9 protein-coding genes are annotated in these 12,123 nt (G+C 69.8%); 1 reads left to right on the top strand and 8 read right to left on the bottom strand.

All coding sequences use genetic code 11. From position 1 onward, the window contains the following. Positions 1 to 236: 236 nt before the first annotated feature. From D7Y15_RS26660 to D7Y15_RS26635, 6 genes are all read right to left on the bottom strand, one after another. Positions 237 to 620, bottom strand: coding sequence for a two-component system response regulator (locus tag D7Y15_RS26660; RefSeq protein ID WP_120577959.1), 384 nt, complete (start codon positions 618 to 620; stop codon positions 237 to 239). A 66-nt stretch (positions 621 to 686) separates the two neighbouring features. Continuing rightward, entirely contained in the window at positions 687 to 1,910 is a 1,224-nt protein-coding gene (locus D7Y15_RS26655; RefSeq protein ID WP_121754334.1) for a glutathione-independent formaldehyde dehydrogenase, read from the bottom strand. Between the two features lie 135 nt (positions 1,911 to 2,045). Further along, complete coding sequence (locus D7Y15_RS26650) at positions 2,046 to 3,428, bottom strand: MATE family efflux transporter (protein WP_121754333.1); 1,383 nt, start codon at positions 3,426 to 3,428, stop codon at positions 2,046 to 2,048. A 120-nt stretch (positions 3,429 to 3,548) separates the two neighbouring features. Beyond that, the gene (locus D7Y15_RS26645; protein ID WP_120595499.1) at positions 3,549 to 3,905 is read right to left on the bottom strand and encodes a response regulator transcription factor; all 357 of its coding nucleotides are present in this window, start codon (positions 3,903 to 3,905) and stop codon (positions 3,549 to 3,551) included. Then, positions 3,902 to 5,530 carry an ATPase domain-containing protein gene (locus D7Y15_RS26640; protein WP_121754332.1) on the bottom strand — a complete coding sequence of 543 codons (1,629 nt, stop codon included), beginning with the start codon at positions 5,528 to 5,530 and terminating at the stop codon, positions 3,902 to 3,904. The genes D7Y15_RS26645 and D7Y15_RS26640 overlap by 4 nt, the downstream gene beginning before the upstream one ends. A 23-nt stretch (positions 5,531 to 5,553) precedes the next feature. Then, positions 5,554 to 6,678, bottom strand: coding sequence for a hybrid sensor histidine kinase/response regulator (locus D7Y15_RS26635; RefSeq protein WP_120577964.1), 1,125 nt, complete (start codon positions 6,676 to 6,678; stop codon positions 5,554 to 5,556). Between the two features lie 212 nt (positions 6,679 to 6,890). On the opposite strand from D7Y15_RS26635, the gene D7Y15_RS26630 reads away from it, so the two are divergent. Next, a complete protein-coding gene (locus tag D7Y15_RS26630; RefSeq protein WP_121754331.1) occupies positions 6,891 to 7,652 on the top strand; it encodes an alpha/beta fold hydrolase in 762 nt (253 codons plus the stop codon). Here the strand turns inward: D7Y15_RS26630 and D7Y15_RS26625 are convergent, their stop codons facing one another. Beyond that, complete coding sequence (locus D7Y15_RS26625) at positions 7,653 to 9,545, bottom strand: RICIN domain-containing protein (protein ID WP_121754330.1); 1,893 nt, start codon at positions 9,543 to 9,545, stop codon at positions 7,653 to 7,655. A gap of 51 nt (positions 9,546 to 9,596) precedes the next feature. After that, entirely contained in the window at positions 9,597 to 11,846 is a 2,250-nt protein-coding gene (locus D7Y15_RS26620; protein ID WP_233605097.1) for an FUSC family protein, read from the bottom strand. Positions 11,847 to 12,123: the final 277 nt, after the last annotated feature.

The following is a 12,123-nucleotide window of genomic DNA, read 5'->3' as shown; positions in this document are numbered from 1 at the left end:
GGTGTCGGAGGGACGCGACGCGACCGGAGCGGCCGGAGGCGGCGGGGTGGGGCGGACCTGCGGGGTCAGCGCCTGCTGCACTCGCGCCGCGATGGCGCCGCCAATCGACTCACCGATTCTGGACATGTCGGGTCTCCCCCTCGAACCACCGAGACGGTGGACGTTGATGGATTATCGACCCTTGCCGCCCGCAGTTGCGGCCTTTTCCTGCCTACATCCGCCCCTGACGAGGGCCTTCAGTGCCGGGTCCGGTAGCGGTCCACGGCGGCCAGGAGCACCTCCGTGCGCACCGGCTTGCCCAAGAGGCCCACCGTCCCGGACGGGGCCGCCTGGAGGTCCGGATCCGCGGTGAGCGCCAGCACCGGCAGCCGCGACGTCAGGTCCAGGTTCCGCAGCCGGACGAGGAAGCGCTGGTCCTCCGGGTTGCGCAGCATCAGGCTGAGGAGCACCAGCGAGGGCATGTCCGGGTGCTGGGACAACACCTCGAACGCCTGCGTGGCCGTGGCCACGGACAGCACCGTGTAGCCCTCCAAGACGAGGAGGGCCACCAGGGCCTCGCGCAGGTCGTCGTAGCTTTCGACCACCAGCACGGTCGAGGGTTTGTCCAGGGCAACCACCATCAGATCATATACCGCCGGGCCCGGGGCGTGTGCACCCCGGGCCTTGGACCTGGGGACAGGGGCTCCCTAAGCGCGAGCCTTGGGGCCAAGCTGGGGCTTGAGGATGACCTTGGTGTAGCCGTCCTTGCGTGCGTCGAACTTCTTGTACGCGTCCGGCGCGTCCTGGAGCGGCAGGCGGTGGCTGACGATCATGCTCGGCCTGGCGCGGCCCGCGATGATGAGGTCGCGCAGGAAGTAGTTGTAGCGCTTCACCGGCGTCTGGCCGGTGCCCACGGTGATGCCCTTGTCGAACACCTTGGCCCACGGCAGCGGGTAGATGCCCTGCTTGGCGTTCTCGTCCGATGCGCCGGGGTCCGGGGCGAGGTAGACGCCCACGACGCCAATGGAGCCCGTGGGGTTCACCAGCTCCACCAGCTGCTCCAGCACCTGGGTGGGCTTCTCCCGGCCGCCGTGCGCGTCCGCGCCCTTGATGTCTCGCGACTGGTAGCCCACGGCGTCGATGCCGCACATCACGCCCATGGCCTTCTCCTCACCGGAGCGCAGCGCGCCCATGATGAGCGGGTTGCCGCGGCGCAGGTCCATGATCTGCTTCACCGGGTCGCCCTTCGTGAAGTCGATGGGGATGGCGCCCATCTCCTTCACCTTGGCCAGGCGCTCCGGGACGCTGTCCACCACGTAGACCTCCGAGGCGCCGCGCAAGAGCGCGCAGTAGCCGGCGAGCAGGCCCACAGGCCCCGCGCCGAAGACGGCCACGGTGGCGCCCGGCCGCACGTTCGCCAGCTCGGTGCCGTGGTACGCGGTCGGGAACACGTCCGACAGCAGCAGGAAGTCGTCCTCCAGGTCATCGCCCGGCTTCCCGGGGATCTTCAGGCAGTTGTAGTCGGCCCAGGGCACCCGGAGCAGCTCCGCCTGTCCGCCGCGGTACGGGCCCATGCCCGCGTAGCCGTAGCCCGCGTGAGGCGCTTCCGGATTGGCGACGAGGCACGCCTCGGTGCGGCCGCGCACGCAGTCGAAGCAGGTGCCGCAGGCGATGTTGAAGGGCAGCACCACGCGGTCGCCCTTCTTGATGCTCGTCACGCCAGGGCCCACCTGCTCCACGACGCCCATGTTCTCGTGGCCGAACACCTGTCCGGCCTTGGACGCGGTGCGACCTTCGTACATGTGCAGGTCACTGCCACAGATGCCGGCGGAGGTGACGCGGATGATGCAGTCGGTGGGGGACTCCATCTTCGGATCCTCCACCTCCTCCACCTTCACCTGGCTGTTGGCCTTGTAGACGACTGCGAGCATGGGTTTCTCCTGGGTGGGTCCGTAATGAGGCCCACCAATAGTGGGATGCGCCGCGTCCAGGAGAAGGGGCCGGAGAATGAGCGCGCCCGGCTGCCCCGTACAGGCGTGCAGGGCGGGCGCGCGTTCAAGCCCTCCTCAGTGCGCCATCACCACCGGCGCCTCCGCCGGAGACACCAGCGACTGGCGCTCCCACGCGCGGCTTCGCCAGCGCAGCCACATGGCCAGGCCGCGCGTCCATTCATCCGCGGCCACCGCCAGCCACACGCCCGCGAGCCCCAGCTGCAGGTGGAACACCAGGTAGTAGCCCAGGGGCAGGCTCATACAGACCATGGAGATCATCGCCATGATGACCGGGAAGGTGGCGTCGCCCGCGGCGCGCAGCGCGTTCACCAGCACCAGGTTGAACGAGCGGCCCGTCTCCAAAAGCAGGCTCAGCACCAACACCTGTGACGTCAGTCGCAGGATGTCGCCGTCGTGCGTGAAGAGGCGGATGAGCGGCTCGCGGAAGAGGATGGCCGTGACGTCCACCGCCACCGTGATGCCGATGCTCCACTTGAGGCTCTTGAGCACGCGCGCGTACGCGTCCTGCGAGCGCTTCGCGCCCACCAGCCGGCCCACGATGATGGACGTGCCCATGCCGATGGCCAGGCTGCACAGGAACACGTACTGGGACATGGCGTTGGCGTACTGCCGCGACGCCAGCGCCACCGGGCCCAGGTACGTCACGTAGTACAGGAACACCGTCTGGCACGCGTGGTACGTCATCTGCTCCACCGCGGACGGCACGCCCACGCGGAGAATCTTCCGCACGTACTCGCGCGTCAGCGCCACGAAGTTCGTGGGCTGCATCTTCACGTCCATCACCCGCCAGAGCATCCACGCGAAGACGCCCACCGCCATCGCGCGGCTGAAGACGGTGGACATGGCCGCGCCCGCCACGCCGTGCGCCGGCATGCCGAAGTGCCCGAAGATGAGCACCCAGTTGCCCACCACGTGCATCACGTTCATGCCCATGGCCACGTACATGGACTGCCGCGTGAAGCCGTACGTGCGGATGAGGCTGGAGAAGACGTTGATGAGCGCCTGGAGGAAGAGGAAGCCGCCCGCGATGTGCCAGTAGGTGCTCGCGTACGCCTGCGTCTGGGGCTCCAGGTTCATCCGTCCCAGGATGGAGTCCGCGGACAACAGCAGCCCGCCGCTCACCGCCAGGCCCAGCAGGAAGTTCATCGTGATGGCCTGCGCCGCGATGCGCGCCGCCTCCACGTTTCGCTTCGCACCGAGATATTGCGACACGACGATGGACGCGCCGTGGCTCACCACCTCCATCACCAGGATGCAGATGAAGACGTACTGATTGACGACGCCCACCGCGGACACGGCGGCGTCCGACACACCGCTGAGCATCAGCGTGTCCGCCGTGCCCATCAGCATGAAGAGGAAGATTTCGAAGAAGATGGGCCAGGTCAGGCGGAACAGGCCCGGCTCGCGGGAGGGTGTCGGCTCGACTTCAGTGGGCATGGATGCGTCGCGTCAGGTGGACCCACTGTGCGCGCGCGATTTTTCGATTTCAACCGGAAGCACCCGCGACGGCTGCCTGCCCGCCGCGGGTGCTTTGAGCTGAAATCGTGAGAGTGACACCTACGACGACGTCAGCCGCTCCACGGTGTCCACCAGGTCTCGCAGGGAGAACGGCTTCTTGAGGAAGCCGGCCCACTGTTGTTCCTCCATCTTGGCCTTGGGCGGCTGGATGGCGCTCATGACGAGGATGGGGAAGTGGTGGGTGCCGTCCTTGCGGATGGCGTCGATGGTCTCGTAGCCATTCATCACCGGCATCATCACGTCGATGATGGCCAGGTCGGGCTTCTCCTCCTTGAGTTTGGCCAGCGCCTCGCGGCCGTTGCCGCAGACGACGACGCGCAGCTCTTCCTCCTCCAGGATGGCCTGGATGGCTTCGGCGATGTCCTGTTCGTCGTCCACGACGAGCACGGTCTTCATGAACGCCTCCGCCGGGACGTGCCCGCCGGAGCCTTCTTCGAGGCCGGCTTCTTCTTCGCGGGCGCCTTGCGGGCCTGCTTCTTCTTCTTCGGGCCCAGGGGGGCCTTCACGCGGTCGGAGCGGGAGCTCTCGCCGCCAGTCAGGCGAGCGTGGCCGGTGAGGATGCTCTCCGCGCTCTCGAAGGTGCCCGCGACCTCGATGCCCTGTTCGCTGATGGAGAACTCGCGGATGCCGCTGTCGTAGGCGCTCTCCCGCATCTTCATGATGGAGAGCAGCCGGTAGAGCTGCGAGCGCAGCTCCACGTAGCGCACCAGGATGACGTTCTCCACGGTGGACGCGGCCTCCGGCTGGGGCATTTCCACGCCGGGGCTGAACAGGGGCGTCTCATCCGAGTACAGCGTGGTGACGTCCATCATCCGCAGCTGGTGCGTGAGCGCGGAGAAGAAGCGCCCCAGGCGGTCCGGGTACACCGCCGCGGAGCGGAAGCCTGCCACGCCGTCGATGAACAAGCGCAGCCGGTCCACCTTGCGCTCCTCGATGCGCTCCAGCAGCCGCTCCGCCAGCGAGTCCATGTTGTGCTCCAGCGGCGGCTGCCACTGGATTTCAATGAGGCCCTCGTCCACGTACTTCTTGAGGTCCCCCATGCCGGTGCCCTCGGCCTTCTCGATGAGGCGGGGCGGCGTCTCGAAGAAGCCGAAGTAGACGCCCGGCTGGCCCGCGCGCGCGCCCTCGAGGAGGAAGTGCAGCCCCAGGAGCGTCTTGCCCGTGCCGGGCGCGCCCAGCAGCAGCGTGGTGGAGCCGGACAGCACGCCGCCCCGGAGCGCTTCGTCCAGGCGGGGGATGCCGAAGGGCATTCGGATGCGGTCCTCGCGCCCCTCCGCGGCGGGGTGCGCGAACTGCACCTCCGTGCGCGGGTGGATGAGGATGCCCTGGTTGCTGATCTCCACCTCGTGGCGGCCCAGCAGGGATGGCCCGCCGCGGAACTTGATGGCGATGAGCTCACGCACCGCGCGCGGCCCGTGCAGCCACAGCGACAGTTCGAAGATGCCGTCCACCGCGGTGTTCTCCGGGTGGATCTCCCCTTCGTGGTGCGGGGCGAGCATCAGCGTGGTGCAGCCCAGGATGCTGCAGAAGGTCTGCAGGTCCTGGAGGAAGCGCTTGAAGCTCTGGTCCGAGGTGGCGAACTCCTTCGCCGCGTCCATGCCGTCGATGATGAGCAGCGTGGTGCCGTGCGCCTGGGCGTTCTTGCGCAAGAGCTCCAGCAGGCCCTTGAGCCCGTCGCGCTCCAGGTCGCGGTATCCGCTGAGGTACTGGAGCCGGTCCGGGATGACGTCGGGGTCGAAGAACGTCATCTGCGACAGGTTCTCCAGCAAGCGCCCATGCGACTCCGACAGCAGCGTCACGTAGAGCGCCTTGCCGCCGTTCTTCACGTGCTGGAACGCAATCTGGTTGGCCAGCACCGTCTTGCCGGAGCCGGGTGGACCGATGATGGCGTAGGACGAGCCCTGGATGAGGCCGCCCTTGGTGATGAAGTCCAGCCGGGGCACATTGGTGACGAGGCGCTTCGTCGGACTCTTGCCTTCGCTGGACGGGGTGCCGCCGTCAGCGTCTTCGGTGTTCGACACGAATCGTTCTCCCTGTGGATGCGTCAGTACCGCTGGGTGCGATGCAGGGGCAGCCTCAACTCGAAACACGCGCCCTGGCCCGGGGCGCTCTTCACGCTCAGCGTGCCGTCGTGCGCGGCGGCGATCTCCTGGGCCAGGTAGAGCCCCAGGCCCAGGCCCTCGAAGCGGCCCGGGGCCGGCACGCGCTCGAAGCGGCGGAAGATGCGCGCCTGGTCCTCCGGCGCGATGCCCACGCCCTGGTCCTCCACGGCGAGCACCGCGTGGCCTTCGTGCATGGACAGGCGCGCCTTCGCGGGCCGGTCCTCGCCGTACTTGACGGCGTTGGACAGGAGGTGGCCCACGGCCTGCTCCAGCATGCGCGCGTCGCCGAAGAGGAGGACGGGAGCGTCCGGCAGCTCCGCGGTCAGGGCCACGTTCGCGCTGCGGGCCGGAGCCTGGAAGCGCTCCACCTGCTCGCGCACCAGCTGGGAGAAGTCCACCGTGTCCACCTGCAGCGCCATGCCCTGCGTGGACAGGCGGGACACGTCCAGCAGGTTGTCCACCAGGGTCTGCAGCCGCGTGAGGTGACGCACCGCGGGCGTCAGGCGTTTGCCCATGGCGCCGCCCGCGTCCGCGTCGTTGACCACCATCTCCACCGCGCGCTCCAGGTTGAGGCGCAGCACGGTGAGGGGCGTCTTCAGCTCATGCGCGGCGATGCTGAGGAATCGGTCGCGCGCGCGCACGGCGTCCCGGGCGCGGGTCTGCAGGCGCAGCATCGCCTCGATGTTCGCGAGCAGCTCGTCCTCCGCCAGGGGTCGCGTCCAGTACGCGTCCGCGCCCTGGGCCAGGCCCCGCACGCGGTCCTCGCGCTTGACGGATACGGACGACAGGTGGGCGATGAGCAGGTCGTGCGTGGCCTCGTCCGCGCGCAGGCGGCGGCACACCTCGTAGCCGTCGATGTCCGGCATGTGCACGTCCAGCAGCACCAGGTCGGGCTGCCCCTGGGCGAGCCGGAGCGCCTCGCGCCCTCCCGTGGCCTCGAGCACCTGGTAGCCGCCCTGCTTCAGCGTGAGGCTCAGCAGGTACAGCGTCGCCGGGTCGTCATTGACATTGAGGACCGTGACGGCGGTGCGGCCAGCCTGGGCGTTCTTGGCGTCGGAGGAATTCACGGGCGGTGCCGCGGGAACAGTGGGGGCGCGAGCGGCGAATGGAACCACCGGCAGCGAAAAAGATTGGGGGGAGCGCGCGGGCGTTTCGCCGGGTGTTATCCCCCAGACGGATCCGGCGCTGGAGACGTCAGCCTCTTCCCAGGCGGGCCGCCGGGCGCAGGATGCCGGACGCGACGCGGGGCCGGATTTCCGGCCCGGAAAGGCACGAAGACATGAAGGGTACGGCGGGTGAGGTGTTCGTGGACGATGGCGGGACGGGGCAGGGCACACCGGTGGTGTTCGTGCACTCGGCCTGTGGAGACACGCGGCAGTGGGCCGCGCAGCTCCAGTTCGTGCGCAAGCAGCGCCGCGCGGTCGCGCTGGACCTCAGGGGGCACGGCCGGTCCACGCTCACGTCGGACGCGGACTTCACGGTGGAGGACTTCTCGCAGGACGTGGCCACCGTGGTGGACGGGCTGGGGCTGCCTCGCGTGGTGCTGGTGGGGCACAGCCTGGGCGGCGCGGTGTGCGTGGCGTACGCGGCGGCGCACCCGGAGCGCGTCGCGGGGCTCTTCCTGTTGGACCCGGCGTCCGACGGCCGCGAGGTTCCGAAGGAGGCGGCCGAGGGGATGATGGCCGCGCTCGACACCGACGGCTGGACGCAGGTCATCGAGCAGTACTGGGGCACGCTGCTGGCGCCGTCCACGCCCCAGGTGCGTGAGCAGGTGCTGGGGCAGTTGCGGCGCACGCAGCGCGCGGCGGTGAAGGCGGCCATGGGCGCGCTGCTGAAGTTCGATCCCGTCACCGCGCTGAAGCGCTACCGGGGACCGGCCCTGTCCGTCATCACGCCGCTCAACCAGACCCCCGGCGCGTACCACGTGCTCGTCCCGAGTCTTCCCTCGAAGCTCGTGACGGGCACGGGGCACTGGGTGCAACTGGACGCCCCCGAGCAGGTGAACACCCTGCTCGATGGCTTCCTGGCGACGGTGCCCTGATCAGGGCATGGCTTCCAGGCGGAACTGCTGGCAGTCGTTGTTGGACCAGGCCCACTGCTGGACGGTGGCCCCGTCGCCGCTGCTCCAGCAGTTGCTCACGTCCAGCACCTTGCCGCTGTGGCGGGCCTCGAAGCGGGAGTAGCCGCCGGTGGTGGCCACCGGCTTGAACTGCTGGTTGGCGCCGCCCGCCCAGGACCACTGCTGCACGCGCGCGCCGTCCGCCTGGCCCGCGTCCGCCACGTCCACCGCCTTGCCGCTGTAGCGCGACACCAGCCGCGAATAGCCGCTGTCCGTGGCCACCAGGGACCACTGCTGGCTTGCGCCCGTGTGGCACGCCCACTGGTGCAGTCCGGTGCCGTCCGCCGCGGACGGGCCGACGATGTCCACGCACTTGCCCGTGGCCTTGTTGACCAGCCGGTACCACGGCCCCTGAGGGCTGGACGTCCCGCCCCACTGGAAGGACGCCACCGAGCGCGGCGGCAGGGTGTACTCGAAGGACTGTCCGTTCCAGCGGACCTTGAAGGACAGCGTGGCGCCGTCATTCGAGTTCAGCGCGATGAGCGCGCGCGAGCCGTCCGGGTTGCGGAAGGCGAGCGTCTCGATGTTGTTGTTTCCCAGCGACGTGGCGCCCACGCGCACCGCGCCCGGCCGCACCACCTTCGCCAGGTGCGCCCACGCGTAGTACTCTTCGTTGCGCGTGTAAGTGCCCGCGGCGTTGTCCACGGTGAACATGCCCCGGCAGTCCGCGCAGCCGCCCACGCGCGGCCCGTGGTTCGGATCCAACGCCAGGTTCCAGTAGAAGGACGTGCGCGACCAGTGGCGCAGCGGCCCGAAGAGGTTGTTCTGCAGCGCCCACTCCAGGTTCGCCGCGGCGTTGGTGGCCCAGAAGCCGCCGGTGCACTCGGTGAAGTGCACCTCCTTGGCGGGGTACGCGTCGTGGAAGGCGGACTGGACGCTGTAGCTGCCCTCCGGGCTCTCGTAGCAGTGGTACGCCACGCCCGCGACGGCGTTCTGCGCCTGACCGCCGTTGTAGGCCATCACCTCATGCGGGTAGCCCGCGGGGCCCGTGCCGTCGTGCCAGTTGTGGTCCCACGCCAGCACCTTCACGCCGTTGAAGCCCGCGGCGTTGAGCGCGGGGCGCAGGTGCTGCGCGGCGAAGATGGACTGGTCGTTGGACTCCATCTGCATGGTCGCGTAGCCGCCGTTGGCGTTGTGCGGCTCGTTCTGGAGGCTCAGCGCGTGGATGGGCACGCCGTTCGTCTGGTAGGCCTGCACGAAGCGCACGAAGTAGTTGGCGTAGGTGCCGTACAGGTCATTGCGCAGGTAGCCGCCGCCGGTGAGCGAGTTGTTGAACTTCATCCACGCGGGCGCGCTCCACGGCAGCGCGAAGACTTTCACCTCCGGGTTGATGGCGCGCGCCTGCTTCAAGAGCGGCAGGATGTACGCCGTGTCGTGGCCCACGGAGAAGTCGTTCAAATCGCAGCAGGTGTCGTCGTAGGTGTAGTTGCTGCGCGCGAAGTCGGACGCGCCCATGGGCAGGCGGATGGCGCTCTGGCCCGCGCCCGCGGTCACGCTGAACAGGTCGTTCATGATGGCCGTGCGCTGCGGCGAGTTGAAGATGAGCCACGCGGACGAATCCGTCAGCGCGCCGCCGAACCCGTCGAGCGTCTGGTACGTCACGCCTTCGTTCACGTCGATGGCCGTCGCGCTGCCCGTCTCCGGACCGAACGCCTTGTTCGCCTCGGCGTTGAGCTTCTTCGACAGCGTGCTGCCAGACGTCGTCGTCAGCCACACCCGCACGGTCTCGTTCGCCGCGCTCGCGGCGGGCGGCAGGAGGGTGGAGACGGCCAGCAGCAGGCCCTGAAGGGGGACGCGGGACAACCAGGGGGACATGGGGACTCCAGACACCAAGAGGGAGTCCCGCAGTCTATTCAGACTGTTCTGCTAAGGCTCGTTAATCTTGGATGGCTGAGGGGGCGCCTCCAGGCGGCGGACGGCGGCGGTGTGGAGCACCGTGAGCTGGCGCGCCAGTCGCTCCAATTGGGACTGGAGCAGGGGAGCCTCGGCGCTCATCGCGGCGCCGGGGGCGTCCGGGGTGGGGACGTTCCAGCCGATGAGCGTGTCGAGGGCGGGCAGGGGCTTGGGGCGGCGGCCGTGGTGCACCGAGTCCGCCAGGTCCTCCATGCTCGCGTCGATGGCGCGCGCGAAGCGCGACAGGGCCTCCTGCACCGCCGGGGTGGAGGGCACGGAGCGCCGCGACGCGAGCAGGGTGCAGACAGCTGCGAACCGGCGGGTGAAGGCGAGCAGCGTCATCAGCGGCTCCACCGCCTCCGTGCGCCAGCGCGGCTCGGTGAGCAGTCGCTGGAAGGACGTCTCCGCGTTGATGGTGGCCAGCCCCAGCTTGCGGCGCGCCTCCGCCAGCGCCGCCACTTCCGGTGGCCCGTTCCGCTGCCACGCGCGAGCCAGCACGTTGAAGAACTCACGGTCCGCGCGCAGCGCGTCCGCCATCTGCGCCGGGAAGCGCTGGTTCTCCGAGCGCTGCCACAGGAAGAAGGTGCCCGCGAGCGCCAGCGCGCCGCCGATGAGCGTGTTGACGATGCGCACCGGCGCCAGCGTCCAGTCCCCGCTGCCCAGCTCCGCCAGCAGCACGAAGGTGAGCGTGGCGAAGATGGTGTACAGCCCGTAGTTGAGCGGGATGAGGCTCACGCACAGGGCCGCGGTGCAGAACAACAGGCCCATCATCGCGTGCGGATTCTGCAGCCAGGACGACACGGCGATGGCCAGCAGGCCGCCCACCACCGTCCCCAGCACACGCTGGAGCGCCTTGAGGTAGGTGGGGCCGGTGTACGGCTGCATGATGGTGAGGACGGTGATGGTCACCCAGTAGCCGTGGTTCGGCCGGAACACGCTGGCCACGTACACCGCCGCCGTGGTGGTCAGCCCCGCGCGCAGCGCGTGCCGCAGCACCTCTGAATCCAGCGTGAGGTGCGCACGCACCGGATCCAGCAGGGACGCGTGCGACTCCTCGGCCAGCGCGCGAGCGGGAGGCGGGGCTTCAGTGAGGGGGCCGGCCAGCCGGCACGCGGTGTCCAGCGCCACGTCCGCGCGCTCGCGCAGCTCCGTGAGCAACCGCGCGATGTCCGACAGCCGCGCCCGCTCCAGTCGCGTGACGAGTCCGCGCGCGTCCAGGTCTCCGAGCGCGTCGCGCAGCGCACGCCCGTCCCACTCCGGCTGGGGCCTGCGGTTGCGGCCCTCCTGCTCCACCAGCCGCACCAGGTCCCTGGCCGTGTTCGCGCAGTCCAGCAGCGCCACGGCCACCGCCGCGCGCGGGTCTCCCACGGGGCCACTCACCGGCGGGCCCAGGCTCTCCAACTGCTCGCCCAGGGCGATGAGCCCCATGAACATCGCGTCCACGGACTCCAGCAGCACCAGCAGCCGCTCACCCCGGCCGCGCTCCACCCGGCCCTGACGCGTGGCCGCGAGCGTGGTGCGCGCCAGCTCCAGCATCTCGCGGATGCGCCCGTGCTGCTCCTGGATGAGCGCCTGCCAGGCGTCCTCGCGCGCGCCCTGCACCGTGCGCGACAGCCCCTCCGCGTAGTCCGCCACCGCGTCGAAGCACGCCGCCACTGCCTTGCGCGCGGGCCGGTAGGGGCGGATGGGCCAGAGCACCAGCGACAGCACCATGGCCCACGCGGAGCCGCCCAGCACCGCCAGGCCGGACTCCAGTGCGTGCACGACGCTGTCAGCAGGCAGCCCCAGCGCGATGACGAAGGTGGTGGCGGCGATGTTGCCGGTGATGTTCGACGCCGCGCCGTACACGCCCGCGAAGCTGCACGCCGTCACCCACAGCAGGGTCGCGGGGATGGCCAGGGCGGGGTGCATCCCCGCGAGGCCGCCCAGCACCGCGGACACCGCCGCCGCCAGCGCCGTGCCGCCCATGGCGCGGAAGCGGGCGTGGTAGGAGCCGCCCTTGTCGACGAAGGACGTGTTGAAGCCGCCGATCGCCAGCCACAGGGTGGCGGGCAGATGCAGCGCGGTGCCCACGACGGTGGGGACGAAGAACGCGAGCGCGGCCCGGAGGCCCGCCTTCACCGCGGGCCGCACGGGCGCGAAGCGGGCCACGGCCTTCGCATGGTCCAGGAACTGACGGTGGAGCACCCGTCCCCCATAGAGCAACGCCTCCGGCCGGGCCACCGGAATCCGGGCCCGATGCCGGGGGGCGTCACTCGCGCGCCGGACGCTGGATGAGGCTCGGTGCGGGGCGGGGACCATTTCCTCGGCATGGAGCTGCGCGATGTAGCGCTCCAGCGGCGTGCCTCCCAGCCGCAGGGACAGGGCCTTTCCAAGGTGGGACCGGTGCCTGGCGGAGGACAGCCCGCCCGCTGTTCCGCGGCAGGCGGCCAGCCGGGCGCCCGGGAGGTGCTCCACTCCGAACGGATGGGCACATTTCCAGTGGGAAGCCCCCAGGAGC

The sequence above is a fragment of the Corallococcus sp. AB030 genome, assembly GCF_003668965.1.
GTDB lineage: Bacteria > Myxococcota > Myxococcia > Myxococcales > Myxococcaceae > Corallococcus > Corallococcus exiguus.
The sequence above is the reverse complement of the archived record's forward strand: the minus strand, read 5'-3'. Positions and strand labels throughout refer to the sequence as shown.